This is a genomic window from uncultured Streptococcus sp., assembly GCF_963536705.1.
In the GTDB taxonomy this organism is placed as follows: domain Bacteria; phylum Bacillota; class Bacilli; order Lactobacillales; family Streptococcaceae; genus Streptococcus.
In genome coordinates this window covers 54,584-76,057 of the sequence record NZ_CAUTAP010000011.1, presented here as the reverse complement: position 1 = coordinate 76,057, position 21,474 = coordinate 54,584, and the positions used below count along the sequence as shown (strand labels likewise).

Annotated in this window: 21 protein-coding genes; 17 read left to right on the top strand and 4 right to left on the bottom strand. The window is 43.0% G+C overall.

The window, feature by feature from the left end; translation table 11 throughout:
* Positions 1 to 35 precede the first annotated feature (35 nt).
* The 7 genes from RWX26_RS07490 (at position 36) to RWX26_RS07460 (ending at position 7,730) form a co-directional block, all read left to right on the top strand.
* Positions 36 to 584, top strand: a complete 549-nt coding sequence (locus RWX26_RS07490) for a DJ-1 family glyoxalase III (protein ID WP_314580477.1) — start codon at positions 36 to 38, stop codon at positions 582 to 584.
* 235 nt (positions 585 to 819) lie between these two features.
* The gene (locus tag RWX26_RS07485; RefSeq protein WP_314580475.1) at positions 820 to 1,386 is read left to right on the top strand and encodes an HAD-IA family hydrolase; all 567 of its coding nucleotides are present in this window, start codon (positions 820 to 822) and stop codon (positions 1,384 to 1,386) included.
* 12 nt (positions 1,387 to 1,398) lie between these two features.
* Entirely contained in the window at positions 1,399 to 3,348 is a 1,950-nt protein-coding gene (gene gyrB, locus RWX26_RS07480; protein WP_002895870.1) for a DNA topoisomerase (ATP-hydrolyzing) subunit B, read from the top strand.
* Between the two features lie 86 nt (positions 3,349 to 3,434).
* Positions 3,435 to 5,159, top strand: coding sequence for a septation ring formation regulator EzrA (ezrA, locus tag RWX26_RS07475; protein ID WP_011836769.1), 1,725 nt, complete (start codon positions 3,435 to 3,437; stop codon positions 5,157 to 5,159).
* A 93-nt stretch (positions 5,160 to 5,252) separates the two neighbouring features.
* Positions 5,253 to 5,921: a hypothetical protein gene (locus RWX26_RS07470; RefSeq protein WP_314580471.1), complete on the top strand. Its 669-nt coding sequence runs from the start codon at positions 5,253 to 5,255 to the stop codon at positions 5,919 to 5,921.
* 33 nt (positions 5,922 to 5,954) lie between these two features.
* Positions 5,955 to 6,602 carry a phosphoserine phosphatase SerB gene (gene serB, locus RWX26_RS07465; protein WP_002900631.1) on the top strand — a complete coding sequence of 216 codons (648 nt, stop codon included), beginning with the start codon at positions 5,955 to 5,957 and terminating at the stop codon, positions 6,600 to 6,602.
* Positions 6,603 to 6,611: 9 nt separating this feature from the next.
* Positions 6,612 to 7,730, top strand: coding sequence for a glycerate kinase (locus RWX26_RS07460; protein ID WP_314580464.1), 1,119 nt, complete (start codon positions 6,612 to 6,614; stop codon positions 7,728 to 7,730).
* Here the strand turns inward: RWX26_RS07460 and RWX26_RS07455 are convergent.
* Together RWX26_RS07455 and RWX26_RS07450 are read right to left on the bottom strand one after the other, a co-directional pair.
* Positions 7,727 to 8,065 (bottom strand): nuclear transport factor 2 family protein, encoded by a 339-nt coding sequence (locus tag RWX26_RS07455; RefSeq protein ID WP_314580462.1) that lies wholly within the window; start codon positions 8,063 to 8,065, stop codon positions 7,727 to 7,729. The genes RWX26_RS07460 and RWX26_RS07455 overlap by 4 nt on opposite strands.
* Before the next feature lies 1 nt (position 8,066).
* The gene (locus RWX26_RS07450; protein ID WP_125377508.1) at positions 8,067 to 8,516 is read right to left on the bottom strand and encodes a DUF1694 domain-containing protein; all 450 of its coding nucleotides are present in this window, start codon (positions 8,514 to 8,516) and stop codon (positions 8,067 to 8,069) included.
* A gap of 208 nt (positions 8,517 to 8,724) precedes the next feature.
* Here RWX26_RS07450 and eno point away from each other — a divergent pair, with 208 nt between their 5' ends.
* Together eno and mgtE are read left to right on the top strand one after the other, a co-directional pair.
* Positions 8,725 to 10,029 (top strand): surface-displayed alpha-enolase, encoded by a 1,305-nt coding sequence (gene eno / locus RWX26_RS07445; protein ID WP_314580457.1) that lies wholly within the window; start codon positions 8,725 to 8,727, stop codon positions 10,027 to 10,029.
* A gap of 351 nt (positions 10,030 to 10,380) precedes the next feature.
* Positions 10,381 to 11,721 carry a magnesium transporter gene (mgtE, locus tag RWX26_RS07440; RefSeq protein ID WP_314580455.1) on the top strand — a complete coding sequence of 447 codons (1,341 nt, stop codon included), beginning with the start codon at positions 10,381 to 10,383 and terminating at the stop codon, positions 11,719 to 11,721.
* Positions 11,722 to 11,768: 47 nt separating this feature from the next.
* Here the strand turns inward: mgtE and RWX26_RS07435 are convergent, their stop codons facing one another.
* Complete coding sequence (locus tag RWX26_RS07435) at positions 11,769 to 11,960, bottom strand: hypothetical protein (protein WP_314580452.1); 192 nt, start codon at positions 11,958 to 11,960, stop codon at positions 11,769 to 11,771.
* Between the two features lie 68 nt (positions 11,961 to 12,028).
* Complete coding sequence (locus tag RWX26_RS07430; protein ID WP_314580450.1) at positions 12,029 to 13,039, bottom strand: lactonase family protein; 1,011 nt, start codon at positions 13,037 to 13,039, stop codon at positions 12,029 to 12,031.
* 243 nt (positions 13,040 to 13,282) lie between these two features.
* On the opposite strand from RWX26_RS07430, the gene RWX26_RS07425 reads away from it, so the two are divergent.
* The 8 genes from RWX26_RS07425 (at position 13,283) to RWX26_RS07390 (ending at position 21,354) form a co-directional block, all read left to right on the top strand.
* Positions 13,283 to 13,555: a hypothetical protein gene (locus RWX26_RS07425; protein WP_002895853.1), complete on the top strand. Its 273-nt coding sequence runs from the start codon at positions 13,283 to 13,285 to the stop codon at positions 13,553 to 13,555.
* A 28-nt stretch (positions 13,556 to 13,583) separates the two neighbouring features.
* The gene (locus tag RWX26_RS07420; RefSeq protein ID WP_314580448.1) at positions 13,584 to 14,849 is read left to right on the top strand and encodes an efflux RND transporter periplasmic adaptor subunit; all 1,266 of its coding nucleotides are present in this window, start codon (positions 13,584 to 13,586) and stop codon (positions 14,847 to 14,849) included.
* On the top strand, positions 14,836 to 15,510 hold the full coding sequence (locus RWX26_RS07415) for an ABC transporter ATP-binding protein (RefSeq protein WP_002895848.1): 675 nt from the start codon (positions 14,836 to 14,838) through the stop codon (positions 15,508 to 15,510). Before RWX26_RS07420 ends, RWX26_RS07415 begins: the two co-directional genes overlap by 14 nt.
* A gap of 12 nt (positions 15,511 to 15,522) precedes the next feature.
* The gene (locus tag RWX26_RS07410; protein WP_268701385.1) at positions 15,523 to 16,740 is read left to right on the top strand and encodes an ABC transporter permease; all 1,218 of its coding nucleotides are present in this window, start codon (positions 15,523 to 15,525) and stop codon (positions 16,738 to 16,740) included.
* A 21-nt stretch (positions 16,741 to 16,761) separates the two neighbouring features.
* A complete protein-coding gene (locus RWX26_RS07405; RefSeq protein WP_314580445.1) occupies positions 16,762 to 17,418 on the top strand; it encodes a response regulator transcription factor in 657 nt (218 codons plus the stop codon).
* Positions 17,415 to 18,788, top strand: coding sequence for a HAMP domain-containing sensor histidine kinase (locus tag RWX26_RS07400; RefSeq protein WP_314580443.1), 1,374 nt, complete (start codon positions 17,415 to 17,417; stop codon positions 18,786 to 18,788). The genes RWX26_RS07405 and RWX26_RS07400 overlap by 4 nt, the downstream gene beginning before the upstream one ends.
* A 171-nt stretch (positions 18,789 to 18,959) precedes the next feature.
* On the top strand, positions 18,960 to 20,138 hold the full coding sequence (locus RWX26_RS07395; protein ID WP_009660586.1) for an AI-2E family transporter: 1,179 nt from the start codon (positions 18,960 to 18,962) through the stop codon (positions 20,136 to 20,138).
* Positions 20,125 to 21,354 carry a tetratricopeptide repeat protein gene (locus tag RWX26_RS07390; protein ID WP_314580508.1) on the top strand — a complete coding sequence of 410 codons (1,230 nt, stop codon included), beginning with the start codon at positions 20,125 to 20,127 and terminating at the stop codon, positions 21,352 to 21,354. The genes RWX26_RS07395 and RWX26_RS07390 overlap by 14 nt, the downstream gene beginning before the upstream one ends.
* Positions 21,355 to 21,474 lie beyond the last annotated feature (120 nt).

The following is a 21,474-nucleotide window of genomic DNA, read 5'->3' as shown; positions in this document are numbered from 1 at the left end:
TTTTGTGATTGGCTCATCTCAGAAAGGATATTTTCATGAAAAAAGCAGCTTTACTCTTAGCTCCCGGCTTTGAAGAAATAGAGGCCTTGACAGTTGTGGATGTCTTGCGCCGTGCAGGTCTTGTCTGTGATATGATTGGTTTTGATGAATCAGTGACTGGCTCTCATGCCATCACTGTTAAAGCAGATCAGGTCTGGAAGGGCCGACTGGATGACTATGATATGGTTATTTTACCAGGGGGGATGCCAGGATCGGCCAATCTTCGTGATGATGACCGCCTGATGCAGCTTTTGCAGGATTTTCAGCAGGCGGATAAATTCATCGCTGCCATTTGTGCCGCTCCCATTGCTCTTGACCGCGCAGGTATCTTGACTGGTAAGTATTTCACTTGCTATGATGGTGCTCGAGACAATATTAAAAATGGAACTTACCGTAAAGAAACAGTTCTTGTTGATGGGAAGTTGATTACTAGTCGTGGTCCATCAACTGCCTTGGCTTTTGCTTATGAGCTGGTTCGTCAGCTGGGTGGAGACGCTGACCAGTTGGCTGATGCTATGCTTTATACAGATGTATTTGGAAACTAAAAATAGGCTGGGACTCAAGGAATGTCCCAGCTTTTTTGAACCACTATGCATCTTTGCCGTCCTCTATTTGGTAGGGGGATAGAGCTGTTGAAAAGGACGAAACCAGCAGCCATTTTTAAATTTTAGATTCTTTGAGATATTTTGTTTAGAAAAAGGCTTGAAAAAAGTCGCAAAAGTGCTGGATTCAGGCAAATATTAGCCCCTTTTTCATGAAAATTATGGTATAATGAAAGGTATGAATTATCAAGATTACATCTGGGATTTAGGTGGAACACTCTTGGATAATTATGAAACTTCGACTGCAGCTTTTGTTCAGACTTTGAAAGAATACGGTCTGCAAGCTGGTCACGATGAAGTTTATAAGGCCCTCAAGGTGTCTACGTACTATGCAGTCCGGCAGTTTGCTCCCCAAGAAAAAGACTTTTTAAAGTTTTATAAGGCCAATGAAGCAGAAGAGTTGACTCACCCTGTCTTATTTGACGGAGCGGCAGACTTGCTTAGGCGGATTGTGGCCAAGGGTGGTCGGAACTTTCTGGTCTCCCACCGGGACAATCAAGTGCTGGAAATCTTGGAGAAAACTGCCATTTCATCAGCTTTTACAGAAGTGGTGACAGCTGCAAATGGTTTTCCAAGGAAACCCTCTCCAGACTCCATGCTCTATCTAAAAGACAAGTATCAGATTGCCTCTGGCTTGGTCATTGGTGACCGTCCGTTGGATATTCAAGCAGGGCAGGCAGCTGGTTTTGACACCTATCTCTTTGATAATATGCAGCATCTTGAGGAATTTATAGATATTGATTAGAAAAGGAACACTATGACAGAAGAAAAGCAGCAAGATATACAAGCCCAGGAATATGATGCCAGTCAGATTCAGGTCTTAGAAGGCCTAGAAGCCGTTCGTATGCGTCCAGGGATGTATATCGGTTCGACCTCCAAGGAAGGTCTGCACCATTTAGTATGGGAAATTGTTGACAACTCAATTGATGAGGCGCTGGCTGGTTTTGCCAGTCACATTCAAGTCTTTATCGAAAAAGACAATTCCATAACAGTAGTGGATAACGGTCGGGGAATTCCCGTTGATATTCAGGAGAAAACAGGCCGTCCGGCCGTGGAAACCGTCTTTACTGTGCTCCATGCCGGAGGAAAATTCGGCGGTGGCGGATACAAGGTATCGGGAGGTCTGCACGGTGTGGGTTCTTCCGTTGTAAATGCCCTGTCCACTCAGCTGGATGTTCGCGTTTATAAGAACGGTCAGATTCATTACCAAGAATACCGTCGCGGTCATGTAGTCGCTGATTTAGAAATCATCGGTGAGACAGACCGTACTGGTACGACAGTTCACTTTACACCAGATCCAGAGATTTTCACTGAAACAGTAGAATTTGACTTTGAAAAGCTCAATAAGCGGGTACAAGAACTGGCCTTCCTCAATCGTGGTCTCAGAATTTCTATCACCGATAAGCGAGACGGAATGGAGCAGGTCAAGGATTACCACTATGAGGGTGGGATTGCCAGCTATGTTCAATACATCAATGAAAACAAGGATGTAATCTTTGAAACGCCGATTTATACCGATGGCGAGATGGATGACATTACGGTTGAAGTAGCTATGCAGTATACGACTGGCTACCATGAAACAGTCATGAGCTTTGCCAATAACATCCATACCCACGAGGGTGGAACGCATGAGCAAGGTTTCCGGACTGCCCTGACACGGGTTATCAATGACTACGCTAAGAAAAATAAGCTTCTCAAAGAAAATGAGGACAATCTGACTGGGGAAGATGTGCGTGAGGGACTGACAGCAGTCATCTCTGTCAAGCACCCTAACCCTCAGTTTGAAGGTCAGACAAAGACCAAGCTGGGCAATAGCGAAGTTGTCAAGATTACCAATCGACTCTTCAGCGAAGCTTTCTCAGATTTCCTTTTGGAAAATCCTGCGGTAGCTCGAAAAATCGTTGAAAAGGGAATTTTGGCTTCTAAGGCCAGAATTGCTGCCAAGCGAGCTCGGGAAGTAACCCGCAAGAAGTCTGGCTTGGAAATCTCCAATCTGCCAGGTAAATTGGCCGACTGCTCGTCCAACGACCCGCAGGAAACTGAACTTTTCATCGTGGAGGGGGATTCAGCGGGTGGTTCAGCTAAGTCCGGCCGTAACCGTGAATTTCAGGCCATTTTGCCAATTCGTGGTAAGATTCTCAACGTTGAAAAAGCCAGCATGGATAAGATTTTGGCCAATGAAGAAATCCGCAGTCTCTTTACTGCTATGGGAACTGGTTTCGGTGCTGACTTTGATGTCAGCAAGGCCCGCTACCAAAAACTAGTCATCATGACCGATGCCGATGTAGACGGTGCTCACATTCGGACCCTGCTCTTAACTTTGATTTACCGCTATATGAAGCCGGTGCTGGAAGCTGGATTTGTCTATATCGCTCAGCCGCCAATCTACGGTGTCAAGGTCGGAAGTGAAGTCAAAGAATATATCCAGCCAGGTGCTAATCAGGAAGAAGAGCTTCAAGCTGCTTTGGCTCGCTACAGTGAAGGTCGCTCCAAGCCAACCATTCAACGCTATAAAGGTCTTGGAGAGATGGATGACCATCAGCTGTGGGAGACAACTATGAATCCTGAACATCGCTTGATGGCACGGGTTTCAGTGGATGATGCAGCGGAAGCTGACAAGATTTTTGACATGCTGATGGGGGATCGCGTTGAACCTCGTCGTGAATTTATCGAAGAAAATGCTGTATACAGTACGCTCGACGTCTAAAAAAATCAGAAAAATCAACCATTATGGGCAAAAATATGATATAATCATTATGTTTGCTTTATAGTAACAATGTGAAGGAGTTCTATATGTCTATTGGACTAGTTATTCTCGTTGCTGTGGTAGCTCTGCTTTTGGTTGTCGGCTATGGTACTGCAGTTCTGATGAGAAAGAGAAATGAAGCTTTACTTCAAAATTTGGAGGAGAGAAAAGAAGCACTCTATAATCTCCCTGTGAATGATGAAGTTGAAGAAGTAAAAAATATGCATTTGATTGGGCAGAGTCAGGTAGCCTTCCGTGAATGGAATCAAAAATGGGTAGACCTGTCCTTAAATTCATTTGCTGATATTGAAAATAATCTATTTGAAGCAGAAGGCTACAATAATTCTTTCCGTTTCATAAAAGCCAAGCATGCTATCGGCAATATTGAGAGTCAGATTGATCTGATTGAAGAAGATATCAAGATGATTCGTGCAGCCTTGGAAGATCTTAAAGAGCAAGAGTCTAAGAACAGTGGCCGAGTGCTCCATGCCCTGGATTTGTTTGAAAAACTGCAAACTCAGGTGGCGGAGAATGCAGATTCGTATGGGCAAGCCCTAGCTGAGATTGAGAAACAGCTGGAAAATATCCAATCAGAGTTTTCTCAGTTTGTGACTCTTAATTCTTCAGGCGACCCGGTTGAGGCAGCTGAAATCTTGGATAAGGCAGAGGATCATATCCTTGCTCTGACACATATCGTTGAGAAAGTTCCTGCCATTGTTGAAGAGTTGACTGTGAAACTGCCAGATCAGTTGGAAGACTTAGAATCTGGTCATCGTAAGCTCTTGGAATCTGGTTATCACTTTATCGAAACAGATATAGAGTCTCGCTTCCAGCAGCTTCATGCAAGCCTCAAACGCAATGAAGCCAACATTTCAGCGTTAGAGCTGGATAATGCTGAGTATGAAAATGAGCAGGCGCAAGAAGAGATTAACGCTCTTTATGAAATTTTTACGCGGGAAATTGAAGCCCACAAAGTAGTGGAGAAGCTGATTAAAAATTTACCAAGCTATTTGGCTCATACAAAGGAAAACAACCAGCAACTCCAAAAAGAGATAGAACGTTTATCTCAAACCTTCCTTATCTCTGATACGGAAACTTCTCATGTCAAGGAGTTGCAGGCTGAACTTTCTGCCCAGGAAGATGTGGTTCTTAGCGCGGTAGAAGATTCTTCTGAAACCAAGCAAGCTTATTCAGTGGTTCAGGAAGAGTTAGAAGCTATCCAAGAGCGTTTGAAAGAAATCGAAGATGAGCAGATTTCTCTTGGTGAAGCACTTGCAGAGATTGAAAAAGATGATGCTAATGCTCGCCAAAAAGTCAATATCTATGCCAACAAATTGCATACCATTAAGAGATATATGGAAAAACGCAATTTGCCAGGTATTCCAGACTCTTTCTTAGAAATTTTCTTTTCAACCAGCAATAATATTGAAGAGTTGGTGAAGGAATTGGAAGCTACACGAGTCAATATCGAATCAGTTAACCGTTGGCTGGAAATTCTAGGAAATGATATGGAGCAATTGGAAGAAGAAACCTATCGTATCGTCCAAGATGCTACCTTGACTGAGCAGCTGCTGCAGTATTCAAACCGCTATCGTTCCTTTGATGATAACGTACAAGCAGCTTTCAACAAGTCCTTGTATGTCTTTGAACATGACTACGACTACGCTCAATCCTTGGAAATCATTTCAAAAGCTTTGGATCTTGTCGAGCCAGGCGTGACAGAGCGTTTTGTGACATCCTACGAAAAAACACGCGAAAATATTCGCTTTTAAAAGAAGTTCCTTCGGGAACTTTTTTCATTCTCAGCAAAAAGGCTCTTATGTTATAATAGAGGGATAAATGAAAGCGGAAAGTCTATAAAAGAAATGAAAAAGATTAAAAAATATATTACTTTCATTATTCTTGGAGGTGTAGCCGTTTTATCAATAACATTGATAAATGGCTGGCGTTTGGATGATTACACTATCCCCAAAAATAGAACAAAAGAACTGTACGAATTTGAGAAAACATTTGATCCTATGTTTAAATTTTTGGAAGAAGAAAAAAAGGATTTTACTGGATTAAAGCTTTATACAAGTAGTGTCTATATTAAAGACGGAGACGAAGTTAAGGAATATGAGGTATATTTAGATACTACCCAATCTGACATTAAAGGTGACTATACAATAACAATCGGTGATAAAGAAGAGACTGTTCCTGTTACTTATTCTAATGGCAAACTAACTTACAGCTCAGAGATAACTCCTTTATTTGATGAAGAAATCCTTAACTTAGTTGTTCAAAGAGATTATTTCGCTTCCTTGGATGTGAAAGAGACTTTTGATAGCGCTGAAACAGAGCTTCGTGATATTATCTACCAGCCAGAAAATCACTCTGAGCTCTTTAAACATCTCAAAAACAAGTATGATATGCGAGAGGGTACTACCTGTCGAATAAGAATAAAACACTCTAGTGGAACAATCTATGGGATTTCAATCCAAATGAAATCGAAGGATAAGGTTGTTCAAATAGATTTAATGATATTTAAACAATAAGATGGCTAATCAATAATTGGGAAGGAGTAAGAGATGAAAACAGTCAAAGGCTTGTTAGTCATGGATGTAGACAGCACCTTAATCATGGAAGAAGGGATTGACCTGCTAGGAGAGGAAGCGGGTGTAGGAGCTCAGGTTGCGGCTATTACCGAGCGTGCCATGCGAGGAGAGTTGGACTTTGAAGCTGCCTTACGTGAGCGGGTCGCCCTTTTAAAAGGTCTGCCAGAGGATATTTTTGCTCGAATTGCTGAAAGGATCCACTTCACGCCAGGAGCCGAGGACTTGGTCAAGGAGCTGCATAAACGTGGTTATAAAGTAGGCTTGGTGTCAGGTGGTTTTCATGAGACGGTGGACAGACTGGCTGAGCAGCTTGGAATTGACTATGTCAAGGCAAATCGTTTGGAAATTCAACAGGGGTTTTTGACAGGACAAGTCTTAGGAGAGATTGTCACTAAGGATACCAAGCTTGCCATGTTAAAAGCATGGGCAGCTGAAAATATGTTGGAATTAAATCAAACAATCGCTATGGGGGATGGTGCCAATGATCTGCCTATGATTCAGGCAGCAGGAATAGGAATTGCCTTTATGGCCAAGCCAATTGTGCGAGAGCAGGCTCCTTATCAGATTCAAGAATGTAATCTCTATCGGGTCATTGATCTTTTAGACAATAGAAAAGTATAGGAGAGAGGCATGCATATTCTAATTGCACCGGATTCATTCAAGGAAAGTTTGTCAGCTGCTCAGGTTGCTCAAGCTCTGCAGACAGGATTTTCTCAGGCCTTGCCAGATGCCAGCTTTGACTTGCTGCCGGTTGGTGACGGCGGCGAGGGGACAATGGCTGCGCTGACAGCAGCCTTGAGCTGGGCTGAATTTTACCACACCGTAACCGGACCCTTTGGCCAGCCAGTAAAAATGCCCTACGCCAGAAATGGTCAGCAAGCGCTTTTTGAAATGGCTGACTTGGTAGGACTTGCCTCTATTCCGGAGGAAAAACGAAATCCCTTGGCCATAGAAATCAAAGGATTAGGGGAATTAATTTTGCATCTGGCTGAAGTCGGTGTTAGAAAGATTTTAGTTGGTGTTGGAGGTTCGGCTAGCAACGACGGTGGGATTGGACTGGCAGCGGGCCTAGGCTATGAATTTTTCGATATGGATAATCATAGATTGTGCCCCATTGGTTCATCTTTGGGAAAGGTGGCTCGAATATCAGCTGAGCAGGTTCCTGCTTTCTTGAAAGAAGTTGAGATTGAGATTTTGACGGATGTTGACAATCCTCTCTGCGGAGAGCGCGGTGCGACAACTGTTTTTGGAGGACAGAAAGGTCTATCTTCCTTATTATTCTCTCAAGTGGATCAAGCCATGGCAGATTTCTATCAGTTGGTCGATTCTCAGGTGATTGATATGGATGGAGCTGGAGCCGGTGGCGGAATGGCAGCAGGACTGGTTGCTTTTGCCGGAGGAAAAATTGTTTCGGGTATTGAAACCTGTCTAAATTTACTGGATTTTGATGAAAGAGTTAAAAAAGCGGACTTGGTCGTAGTGGGCGAAGGACGGCTGGACCGTCAGTCTTTGGCGGGCAAGGCACCAGTCGGAGTCGCAAGACGAACACCAGAAGGCATCCCTGTACTGGCTATTTGTGGCAGTCTGGCAGATGATTTACCGGATTTCCCAGTTGAGAATATTCAGGCAGCTTTTCCGATTATTGCACAAGCAGATAGTTTAGATAAGATACTAGAGCAGGCCGAGCAAAATCTGATTCGCACAGCCAGAAATATTGGGAATCTACTAAAAATGAAAAAAGGCGGTTAGTCCGCTTTTTTTAGTAGATATTCAATTTCTTTGACTATTATGCCTTTCTCAAAGAAGAAGATGTCACAAGACAGGTCACCAAAGTCATTTTCTAAAATGGTCACAATCCGATTCTGGTTGGGACTAAGCTGATAATAAGTGCAACGAAACTGGACGGGGTTCTTATGGTAGACTTTTTGAATATTAGTCAAGTAGTCTGCTTTACCTTTGATGATTTCGATTGTGTCACCTTCTAATTCCCAGCTAACATGATCAGAAAGAAAGGTCTGATAGGTTTGCCAATCGCGCTGATTTTCTGCTTCAAAGAAGGCAAAAAGTTTTTCTAAATTTGTCATCTTATCCGAACCATTTTTTCCAGAGGGAACGCTTTTCTTTTGCTGGTTTTTCTGCTGGCTGAAGGAGCCCAGCAAACTGTTGGCTCATGTCCTTGTCATCTACTTGGACAAGATGGTCGCTATGGACAATTAGGCCAAAAGGAGAAGACTGGTAATCGCTTGAGACAATAGTAGCCTCGCAGCCCAGTTCCTTGGAGGTTTTTAGATAAAAGATTTGATTGCCTGACTCGACTTCTGGGGAAATTTTGACTATTACAGGTTGACAGTTTTTTATGATGCTGCTGAGTATTTCCTTGAAATGACTGCGAATGAGAGTCTCGTTGGCTTGCTCAATAGAGCAGGAGGCCAGTACTCGCTCCTCAAACGTCCCTAAAAATCTACGCTGTTCATCAGGATTGAGCTTGGCTCCGCCCTGAGCTTTTTCCATGATTACTTTATTAATATCAGTCATAATAAAATTGTACCATAAAAGGAGGAATTCTAAAAGCTCGAATGTCTGTTCTGATTTGCTGGAAAAACATTTATATAGTAAGTTTGGAATCGTTTTCTTGTGCAAAATTTCTCAAATTTGCTTAGATTCTCTATTTTTCCTTGAAAAAAAAGCGTTTTTGAGGTATCATAGACTAGTAAATAATTTTAAATAATAAGGAGAGTAAGAAATGTCAATTATTACTGATGTTTACGCTCGCGAAGTCCTAGACTCACGCGGTAACCCAACACTTGAAGTAGAAGTTTATACTGAATCAGGTGCTTTCGGACGTGGTATGGTTCCTTCAGGAGCTTCTACAGGTGAACACGAAGCAGTTGAACTTCGTGATGGCGACAAATCTCGTTACGGTGGTCTTGGTACACAAAAAGCAGTTGATAATGTAAACAACGTTATCGCTGAAGCTATTATCGGTTACGATGTTCGTGACCAACAAGCCATCGACCGTGCAATGATCGCTTTGGACGGTACTCCTAACAAAGGTAAATTGGGTGCGAACGCAATCCTTGGTGTGTCTATCGCTGTAGCTCGTGCTGCTGCTGACTACCTTGAAATCCCACTTTACAGCTACCTTGGTGGATTCAACACTAAAGTTCTTCCAACTCCAATGATGAACATCATCAACGGTGGTTCTCACTCAGATGCTCCAATCGCTTTCCAAGAATTCATGATTGTACCTGCTGGTGCACCTACATTCAAAGAAGCTCTTCGTTGGGGTGCTGAAATCTTCCACGCACTTAAGAAAATCCTTAAATGTCGTGGTCTTGAAACAGCCGTTGGTGACGAAGGTGGATTTGCTCCTCGTTTCGACGGAACTGAAGATGGTGTAGAAACTATCATCGCTGCTATCGAAGCTGCTGGTTATGTTCCAGGTAAAGACGTATTTATCGGATTTGACTGTGCATCATCAGAATTCTACGATAAAGAACGCAAAGTTTACGATTACACTAAATTCGAAGGTGAAGGAGCTGCTGTCCGCACTGCTGCTGAACAAATCGACTACCTTGAAGAATTGGTAAACAAATACCCAATCATCACTATCGAAGATGGTATGGACGAAAACGACTGGGACGGTTGGAAAGCTCTTACTGAACGTCTTGGTGGTAAAGTTCAATTGGTTGGTGACGACTTCTTCGTAACAAACACTGACTACCTTTCACGTGGTATCGAAGAAGGTGCTGCTAACTCAATCCTTATCAAAGTTAACCAAATCGGTACTCTTACTGAAACATTCGACGCTATCGAAATGGCGAAAGAAGCTGGTTACACTGCCGTTGTATCACACCGTTCAGGTGAAACTGAAGATTCAACAATCGCTGACATCGCAGTTGCAACTAATGCAGGTCAAATCAAGACTGGTTCACTTTCACGTACAGACCGTATTGCTAAATACAACCAATTGCTTCGTATCGAAGATCAACTTGGTGAAGTTGCTCAATACAAAGGTCTTCAAGCTTTCTATAACTTGAAAAAATAATCTAACAACATATAAGAGGAGCTAGGACATAGTCCTAGCTTTTTTGATGTGTAAAGATATAAAAATGGATATTTTTTGATTTAGGAACCACCCTAGTTGATGAGAGGGAGATTTATCATCTTTTCCTAGAAAATTGCCTAGAAGTACTGTGTGGGACTGGTCATGCTCTTTCCCTTGAAAAATTGGGAGACAAGATGCTAGCTTTTGCTAAGGAAAATATAATCAACTAATCCCTGCGTTTCCTTGTGACTACATGCTTGAAAAAGTGAGCGATTTACTGAAGATTTTATAGCTTTCTTGTATCAAAATCAGTCTTTTATGGTATACTAGCAAAGTGGAAGGAGGAGTACAATGGAAGAATTATTAAATCAGGTCTTACTATCACAGGATAGTGAAGTTTTCAATCAGATATTTGACGATTACTATCCCATTGATATTGCTCTTTCTTTGGAGGCTTTGGAGGATGAGGAAGGGAATCTCCTCAAAACCTTTACGGAAATGGCTAGTGATGTTCAATTGGTAGAGATTTTAAAAGAAGCCGAGCCGGAGTTGCAACGACAGATTATCCAATCGATTTCTTTCAAACGTACCAGCACTCTTTTTCATCTTATGCCAGATGATGATGTGGTAGATATTTTGGGTTACTTGAGTGTGGACTTGCGTAAGCAATACTTAAGTATGATGAAAAATACCAGTCAAGAGAATTTGAAAGCAATGTTGGCTTACGATCCTCAGACAGCTGGTGGTCTGATGACGACAGAATTCATTACCTTAAATGAAAATCTGACCGTCTCAGCAACTCTCAATAAATTGAGGGAGATTTCGCCCAATACGGAAGTTATTGATACCTTATTTATTAGAAATGCGCATCATTCGCTAGTTGGCTGGATTGATATTCGTGATTTGTTTATTCATGATGCGGAGATGAAACTCAGTGAATTTATGAATACTCAGATAGTGAGTGTAACGCCAGAGGTTGACCAAGAGGAAGTGGCACAGCTTTCTGCCAAATATAATTTATCTGTCGTACCGGTCGTCAATCATCGGCAGGTATTGTTAGGAATCATCACTATTGACGATATTGTCGATGTTTTGCAAGAAGAGTATCAAGAAGATATCTTGCGGATGGGTGGTGTCCAAGAAAGTGAAGAAATTGGAGGACCTTTCAAAGAATCACTCAAGAAACGCTTACCTTGGTTGATGATTAACCTAGTAACAGCCTTTCTAGCTTCTGCGACAGTAGCAATTTTTGATGATACGATTTCAAAAGTTGTAGCATTAGCAGCGATTAGTCCCATTATTACGGGAATGGGCGGAAATTCTGCCTCTCAGACACTTGCTTTGGTTATCCAGGGGATTGCCTTGGGGAAACTGGATCTGAAAGAAGATAGGAATTTAGTATTCAAAGAAATCGTGCTAGCTTTGGTTAATGGTTTCTTTACCGGTTTGATTGCAGCGATTGTCATGTTTATCTTCTATCAAAATTTCTATCTGTCTGTTATTGTGGTATTGGCTATGATGATCAATCTAGCATGTGGGGCTCTATTTGGTTACTTTGTACCACTGATTATCAAGACACTGCAGCAGGATCCAGCTCTAGCCTCAACCATTTTCATTACCACGGCAACAGATGTGTTAGGTTATCTAGCTTTTCTAGGCTTAGCACAAATTTTCTTACCATTGATTATATAAAAAATGATACACAAAAAACGCTTGATTTTTCAAGCGTTTTTGTTTTCTTAGTTGTCGAACAAACCTTTAACTTTATCAATAGCACCGCTGGCCATTTCATTTCCAGCTACTAATTTTTTAGCTTGATCAAGGTATTCACCGAGTTTGTCTTTGTTTTCTTCGATAAACTTTTTGGCGCCATCAAAGTCTTTCTTTTCAATCATTTCTTTTACTTTGTTAAATAAATCTACTGGATTCATAGTTGTTGCTCCTTAGTAATTTTTTATACTATTTAATCAAATTTCTAATAGAAAGACAAGAATTCTGCTTATTTAAAGGTCACACAAACAGCTTCGGGAATATAGAAATCGTGGGAGACTTCAGTTAATTTTCCACTTTCCGCATCACGTTTGAAGATAGTTGCATTGTCTGAGTCTTGATGGACGGCGATGATATGGTTTTGATCCGGTGTGATGTTGAAATCCCTTGGATTTTGGCCATTGGTTGCTGCAATCTGGATTAAGTCCAAACTGCCGTCAGCTAAGATTTTGTAAACGGCAAGAGAGTCATGACCGCGGTTGGAACCGTAGAGGAACTTGCCGTCAGCAGACAGGCGGATAGCGGCTGTTCCATTGGCTCCTTCAAAGTCCTCTGGCAAGGTGGAGACGGTTTGCAGGTGTTCAAAATGGCCGACTCCATCGTAAATCAGGACTTCAATAGTAGAATTAAGCTCACAGATTAAATAGGCGATTTTGTAATGATGGTGGAAAACGATATGGCGGGCACCAGCTCCAGCGGCACACTTGTAGGTGTTCAGAGGAGCGATCTTTCCATCTTCAGCAACATCATAAGTGGTTACTTCATCAGTTCCCAAGTCGCAGGTGATCAGGTATTGATCTGGTGTAAGGTCTGCGTAGTGGACATGGGCAGACGCTTGGTTGGCATGTGGTCCTTGACCTTGGTGAGTAGCTGAGTCAGCTAGTTCCAGTCTGCCATCAGCTAGGCGTTTGTAAACCAAGACTTGTCCCTTATGATAGTTGGCACCGTAAACCAAGTTACGCTCTTCGTCGACTGCGACATAGCAGAGCGGAGCCCCCTCTTCAACGACATGGTTGAGGAGCTGACCTGTCTGGTCAAAGGCTGCAATCCCCCCCTGTCCGTCCTTTGCTCCGACAGAATAGAGATGCCCAGCCTTATCAAAGGCTAGGTAGGTAGGACTGGGTTCTTCAGCAACCAAGGTCAAGTTTTCTAAAGTTCCTTTGTTAGAATTAAAATCTGCTTTGTAAATTCCTTTGGAATCTCTGCGAGTATAGGTTCCAAAGTAAACCGTTTGTGTCATTCCATTACCTCGTGTATATTTAGATTACTTGCTACTATTATATCATAAAAGCAGATGATAGGGCTTAGAGCGGAGGATTTGCCTGATTTTCAAAAGAATAGTATTGGTTTTGAAAAAACAGATAAAAAACAGATAGTGGGTAGGAAGGGGATAGATGGCTTTGTTAGAATAGAATTGTTCAAAAAAACAATTACTGTCAGGAAACAACAAAGTTCCTGCTTGCTAAAACAAAGGAGAAATCAAATGAACGTTAAAAAAATTGCTATGCTCGTTGCTCTTATCGGAATGTCAGGATTCTTTTTAGCCGCATGCGGAAATAAAGAAGCAGATAACTCAGAAATTAAGGATGGGAAACAAGTGGACTTCCAGAAGGATGCTGTTGATAAGAAAACTAAGACAGTCGATGGCAAAGAAGTAACAGAATACACAATGCCTGATGGAAATGTTATCCAAATCCCAGCAGATGGTGAGGAAATTCCAGAAGATGGATCAGGATCTAGCTCAGAAGCTGAATAAAGATTAAAACATGTAGGTTGGAGGCAATATGTTTCGAAGAAAAAAAATGAATCGTAAGACCATTCTATTGGGCAGCACGGTCATTCTTGCTTGTGCTGGGCTGGGAGGCTATCTGTATTTTAGACAGATCAATCAACAACAGGCCATGAAAATGGTAGATAAGACGATTGATTCGCTGACAGTCCAAGAAGCTGTCAATAACAGCAAAAAAACAAGCCTGGTTTTATCTGGGGAAGTAGTTGCCAACAATAGCAGTAAGGTCAAGATTGACCCGTCTAAAGGGGAAGTCAAGGAAGTATTTGTTAAAAATGGTGATACCGTTACACAAGGACAGCCGCTCTTTTCCTATGCGACAGAGCAGCAATTGACAGCCCAGTCGGCTCAATATGATGCCCAGTCCAAAGCTAATGGCATTACAGCTGCTCAAAACAGCGCTGCGATTAAATGGGAAACCTATAATCGCAAGTTGGCCAGCTTAAACTCACTCAAGGACAAATACAATTCCAGTCAGGATGAGTCATTGCTGGAGCAGATAAAGTCAGCTGAAGACGAGCTGGCTCAGGCACTGAGCGATGCTAAGACTGCGGATAGTGAAGTGACGACAGCTCAGATTGAGGCTGAAAAGGCTCAGGTGACAGCTCAGACTGAATCAGACCGGATGAAGTATGATACTGTGACTGCTGATACAGCAGGAACAATTACCTCTATGAATGAAGATTTGCCTAATCAGTCCAAGGCCAAAAAGGAAGAAGAAAACTTTATTGAGATTATGGACAAGTCCAAAACTCTGGTCAAAGGTACTGTCAGTGAATTTGACCGTGAAAAGCTGAGTGTCGGCCAGAAAGTGGAAGTGGTGGATCGCAAGGATCCTAAGAAACGCTGGAGTGGTACGGTAACTCAGGTCGGTAGTCTGACAGCAGAAAATACTTCCAATAATAATGGTGGGAATAAGCAACAGGAAAATCCCAACCAAGGTAAGTATCCTTATACCGTAGAGCTGGATCAAGGTGGTGAAATGCCGTTGGTGGGTTCCCATTCCTATGTCAACATCGTGGAGAATGCTCCCGAGGCAGGAAAGGTAGTTGTCAATAAGGCTTATACTTTCAATAAAAATGGCAAGACATATGTCTGGAAGGTAGAAGGCAAGACTCTGAAATTGCAGGAAGTTAAGACCAAGAAAGTTTCTGACCGTTTGGTAGAGATTACAGAAGGTCTGACTATGCAGGATACCATTTCAACCCCGAGAGCAGGTATGGAAGAAGGGATGGAGGTAGGACAGCATGTTAAAGCTTAAGGATATCCACAAATCTTATCAGCAAGGCAGTCAGGAATTTCCAATTTTAAAAGGAATTGATCTGCATGTGAAAGAGGGGGATTTTCTGGCTATTATGGGACCGTCTGGATCTGGTAAGTCCACTCTGATGAATATCATCGGCTGTTTGGATAAGGCAAGTTCAGGGACTTATCATATTGAAGGGACCGATGTGTCTGAGCTGTCCGACAATCAGCTGTCCGATTTGCGCAATCAGAAGATTGGCTTTGTTTTTCAAAATTTTAATCTTATGCCCAAGCTAACGGCCTGCCAAAATGTGGAACTGCCTCTGACTTACATGAAAATTCCTAAAAAAGAGAGACGGGAGCGGGCACTGGAAATGCTGCGATTGGTCGGGCTGGAAGAAAGAAGTGATTTCAAGCCGATGGAGCTGTCCGGTGGTCAAAAGCAGCGGGTAGCTATTGCACGAGCCTTGGTAACCAATCCCAGCTTCATCCTTGGTGACGAACCGACGGGGGCTCTGGATACCAAGACCAGTGTGCAGATTATGGATCTTTTCAAGCAGTTTAATGATGAGGGCAAGACTATTGTCATCATTACCCATGAGCCGGAAGTAGCCCAACTCTGCAAGCAGACGGTTATCCTGCGGGACGGTAATATAGAGAGCAAAGCGATAGGATAGAAAGGAAGCTGTATGGAAGATATTTTTGTAGCTCTGAATTCAATCTTGTCGCATAAAATGCGCTCTATGCTGACCATGTTGGGGATTATCATCGGGATAGGCGCTATCATCGCTATCTTTTCCATCATTGAGGGAAATACGGAAAATACCAAGCGTCAGCTCATTGGCGGCAACAATAACACAATCAAGGTCGTCTATGACAAGAAAAGCGCCATCGACCCGACCATTCCAGAGAAATCTCAAGCTCAGAAGCCTTCTTATATTCCCTTTATGGGAGAGGATGTATTAAGCAAGATTAAGGAAATCTCTGGGGTCAAGAATGCTCTGCTGACCTATGGTACAGATGAGAAGATTTACTACCTGAGCCAAAAGTCGTCTGGGAAGATTCAGGCTGTTTCGCAGACAGCCGCTGACATCAAGCAGCAGCGTCTGCTGGAAGGTGAAGGATTTGACTCAGAAGCCTTTAAAAATCAAGAGCAGGTGACCTATCTGGAAAAGTCCCTTTATGACAGTCTTTTTCCAAAGGGGGATGGCATTGGCAAATATGTGGAAGTCTTAGGAAATCCCTTTAAGGTTATTGGCGTATTTGAGTCAACTGAGCAGAGTGGCTTAACAGCTGGTGCGGAAAAGGTGGCCTATATTCCCCTGCAGCAGTGGCATCGGATTTTTGATACCATTAATGTCAGTCCTGAAGTGACTGTCCAAACCCACAAGGCCGATGATTTGAAGAAGGTGGCCAAGAAAGTCAGCGATTATCTCAATGAGCAGATGCCACCATCAGACTATATGTTTGGTGTGCTAAACCTGCAGGAATTTGAACGGCAGCTGGATAATCTCAACAAGTCTAACTTCGTCTTGCTAGCAGGTATTGCCAGCATCTCTCTCTTAGTCGGAGGTATCGGTGTTATGAATATCATGCTGGTTTCAGTGACAGAGCGGACTCGTGAAATCGGAATTAAAAAGGCTCTGGGAGCTAGACGGAAGATCATTCTCAAGCAGTTCCTGATTGAGGCAGTTATCCTAACTCTGATGGGAGGAATTATTGGCGTGGTGGCTGGTATCGCCTCTGGCTTTGCCATCACCCAGTCTCTAGCATATCCGTATATTCTATCCCTCTTTTCTGTCTTTGTAAGTTTGCTCTTTTGTTGTATAATAGGAGTAGTATTTGGGCTCCTGCCAGCTGTAAAAGCATCCAAGCTGGATCCAATCGAGGCCCTGCGATTTGAATAGGTAAAGGAGAAAAATCTAAGTATGCACAAGATTCTAGTGGTGGAAGATGATACGACGATTAATCAAGTGATTTGTGAGTTTTTAAAGGAAAGTCAGTATGAGGTAAGGCCAGTATTTGATGGTGGCGATGCTTTGCAGGCTTTTGAAGAAGAGCCCTTTGATCTGGTCATCTTAGACATGATGCTGCCAACCAAGAGCGGTCTGGAAGTACTGAAGGAAATCCGCAAGACTTCTCAGATTCCGGTCATGATTTTGACAGCACTTGATGACGAGTATACCCAGCTGGTCAGCTTTAACCACCTCATCAGTGATTATGTAACCAAGCCTTTTTCACCGCTAATCTTGGTCAAACGGATTGAGAATATTCTGCGCAGAAATACAGTTGCTTCAGAGATTACTCTTGGCGACCTGACGGTCTCTATTGATGACTGCACGGTTTACTGGCAAGGTGAGAAAATGCCTCTGACCAAGAAAGAATATGAAATCTTGCAGACTCTGGCTAAGAGGAAGGGACACTTGGTGACCCGTGATCAGCTGATGAATACCATTTGGGGCTACAGCGAGCTGGATAGCCGGGTACTGGATAATCATATCAAGAATATCCGTAAAAAGATTCCGGGAGTGCCGCTGAAAACCATTACGGGTATGGGCTATCAGCTTGGGGGAGAAGACAAGTGAAGATTGTCAAAAAGAACTTTCTCTTGACCTCGTCCATCATTTTCGTTGTGGTGACTATTGTTCTAGCCAGTCTTTACTTTGCCATGCCGGTGTATTATCAGCAGGTTAAGAGTGGAGAAGCTAAGAGAGAATTTGACCAAGTTTCCAAGCAAGTCAAGGGAAAGTCCAGTCAGGAAATCGGCGAGCTCTTGAGTGATTATAGTAAAAAGAGCAATCTGATTTGGTTTACCTTGCTGGCGAAAGACAATACGATTCTCTATCCCTCACTCGATGCTGGTGATGAAAGTTCTCTGCAGCTGACCATCGTTCCAACGATTGCCAACAGCGACTATGAGAGCAAGAGTTTATCAGAAAGTTTTCGAACTTCAGATGGTAAAGAAGTTGTCCTGAGAGGCGAATATTCCTTACAGCCTGTTTCTGATGCTAGTCGGATTTTGCTCAATCTCTATCCATTTGTCTTGCTTGTGTCTCTGAGTCTAGGTGGTCTGGCTGCCTATCTCTATAGCCGGACTTCCAGTCAGCGGATCAAAGCCATCTCTAAGAGCACCCGTCAAATGACGAGTCTGGCTCCAGATGTGACCTGTCAGGTCAAGGGGCGTGATGAGATTGCTGAACTGGCCCAAGACATCAATCATCTCTATGCTAATCTACTGACCAGTATAGAGGCTCTGCGCCTAGAAAATGAAAAGGTAGCAGAAAGCGAGCGGGAAAAGGCTGAGTTTTTGCGGATGACATCGCATGAGCTTAAGACCCCCATTACCAGCATGATGGGGATGGTCGATGGCATGATCTATGGAGTAGGAGAGTTCAAGGATCGAGACAAGTACTTGCAGAAGTGCCGAGAAATTCTAGAGGAGCAGTCGGAGTTAGTCCAGTCTATCTTAGCCATTTCTAAACTGGAGATGAAGACTGAAACTGAACAGGAAGTCTTTTCACTCAAGCAGGTCTTGGAGGAAAATCTGAGCACCTATCGAGTTTTATCAGATGTCAGACACTACCATTTTCAGGTTGAGCTGGCAGAAGCGAAGGTCAAGGGTAACCGCACCTATCTGCTCAAGGCTATCAAGAATCTTTTGGATAATGCCTTTCATTATACAGTAGAAGGTGGACAGATTCTACTCAGGCTGGAGGAGCATAAGCTAGTCATCGAAAATGAAGCGGAACGAGTTTTGAACAAAGACCAAATTCAGCAGATTTTTCAGCCTTTCTACCGGCCAGACTACAGTCGCAATCGCAAGGATGGCGGAACTGGTCTGGGACTCTTTATCGTTCAGCAGATTTTGGACAAGCATGGTCTGCGATATCAGTTTGAAGCCGTTGATGGGCGGAAGATGCGCTTTAGCATTTCTCTGCCGGCTGTCGAGAAATAACCTTGGATTCTAGCTGGCCTTGCAGGAACCGAAGAGAGAAGTCAGAAGCTGTATTTTGCGAAAAATACAAGTCTTCTGGCACCTCTCTTTTTTTTGCTTTTCCCTATAGCTGAGCAGAGAATTTTTCTCTGAAAAATGTTACAATGAAATGACAAGTTAAAGGAGGAGAATATGGAGCACAAAGAAAAAGATTTTAGCCTATCTTGGTTTTTTAAATGGTTTTTAGATAACAAGGCCATTACAGTATTTTTAGTAACCCTTTTGATGGGACTGAATATTTTTATACTTAGTAAAATCAGTTTTATTTTTAGCCCAGTCATTGAATTTTTGGGAGTAATCATGTTGCCAGTTATTTTAGCTGGCCTGCTTTATTATCTGTTAAATCCCATCGTAGACTGGATGGAAAAGCACAAGATTAATCGACTGGTTGCTATTACCATTGTCTTTGTTTTAATTGCTTTTTTGATTATCTGGGGCTTGGCTGTTGCTATTCCTAGTTTGCAGCATCAGGTCATGGCTTTTGTCAGAAATGTTCCAGCTTATCTAAAGCAGGCTGACAAGTTCATCGACGATGTTGTGACCAAGTATATTTCGGCAGATTTCAAGCCGCAGATTGAAGAATACACTAGTAATCTGTCTAGCCAGATTACTGATTGGGCCAGCAATTTTTCATCGCGGGCAGTTAACTGGGCGGGGAACTTAATCAGTACAACTTCGCAGATTGTCGTGGCTATTATCATCATGCCCTTTATCCTTTTTTACCTGCTGAGAGATGGGAAAAATCTGAAAGGCTATGTGACCCAGTTTCTGCCAACTAAATTCCGCGCTTCCTTTGGTCAAGTGATGACGGATATCAACAGCCAGTTGGCCAACTATGTGCGTGGTCAGGTGACGGTTGCTATCATTGTAGCTCTGATGTTTATCGTTTTCTTCAAGATTATTGGTCTGCGCTATGGTGTCACTCTTGGAGTAATTGCCGGCGTTCTCAATCTGGTGCCTTATCTGGGCAGCTTTTTGGCTATGCTTCCGGCTCTGGCAATCGGTTTGATTGCTGGCGGTCCAGTAATGCTGGCTAAAGTCATTGTTGTTTTCATCGTTGAGCAGACTATCGAGGGGCGTTTTGTTTCTCCTCTGGTCTTGGGCAGTCAGCTCAGTATTCATCCAATTACGATTTTATTCGTATTATTAACTTCTGGTACCATGTTTGGCATTTGGGGCGTTTTCCTGGGAATTCCTGCCTATGCTTCAGCCAAGGTTGCCATTGCGGCCATCTTTAAGTGGTATCAGAAAGTAAGTGGCCTCTATGAAGCCGATTTTAAACAAGAAGGAGAAATCAGTGAGCAAGAGTGAGCAAATGTTGGCAGCTTTACAGGAGCAGGACCTAGCTCTGGCTGATCGCTATTTCGAGCAAGCCCTGACTACAGACAGCGAAGAAGAATTATTGGATTTGGCCGATTACTTAGAGAGTATCGGCTTTTTCCCTCAGGCCAAGCGTATTTTTGAAAAGTTGGCTCCTGACTATCCGGCTTCTTATATCAGCTTGGCAGCTATTGCCAGTGATGATGGAGAGTTGGAGCAGGCGTTTGCCTATCTTGAGGAGATTCAGCCAGACAGTGACTGGTATGTTGCTGCTCTCCTGGCTAAGGCTGACCTCTATCAGCTAGAGGGACTGCCTGATGTGGCTCGTGAAAAATTAGCTCAGGCAGCAGAGCTGACTGATGAGCCTTTGGTAACCTTTGGTCTGGCTGAGATAGATATGGAGCTGGGGGATTTTTCTCAGGCGATTAAGGAATACGCCCAGCTAGATAATCGTACAATCTTTGAGCAGACAGGTGTCTCAACTTATCAGCGGATTGGAGTCTGCTATGCAAGTCTTGGGAAATTTGCAGCTGCCATTGAGTTTTTGGAGAAAGCAGTTGAGCTGGAATACGACGATGCTGCGGTTTATGAGCTGGCAACTATATTAGCGGACCAGGAAGAATACCAGAAGGCCAATCTTTATTTTAAGCAACTGGATACTCTGTCACCGGATTTTGAAGGCTACGAATATGTTTATGCTTTGTCTCTTCATGCGGAACATCGGACGGATGAAGCCCTGACTCTTGCTCAGCAGGGCTTGGCTAAGAATCCTTTTGAGACTCGGCTTTTGCTTTTAGCCTCACAGCTTTCTTATGAACTTCACGATGAGAAAGCGGCTGAACATTATCTTTTGCAGGCTCAGGAAGATGCGGATGATTTGGAAGAGATTGCCTTGCGATTGACTACTCTTTATTTGGAGCAGGAGCGCTATGAGGATATTTTAGAATTTGCAGAGCAAGAAGTCGATAACGCCTTGACCCGCTGGAATCTGGCGCGTGCTTATCAGGCTTTGGAAAATCTGGAAAAAGCAGAAGAACTCTATAATCAACTGGCTCGCGAATTGCAAGATAATCCAGAGTTTCTGGAGCAGTATGTCTATCTTTTACGAGAACTAGGCCGATTTGAAGAAGCTAAAAGAGCTGCTGCTTCTTATCTAAGATTAGTGCCTGATGATGCTAGTATGCAGGAGCTTTATGAAAGCTTATAAAAGCTCAAGAAGCACTTGCTCAGCTCTTTCCCACAATTTATGGTATAATGATTGGCGGTAGAAATTCAGTAAGTACATGTAATTAGGATGAAAAAATCTTAGCTGGATGGGCAATAATAT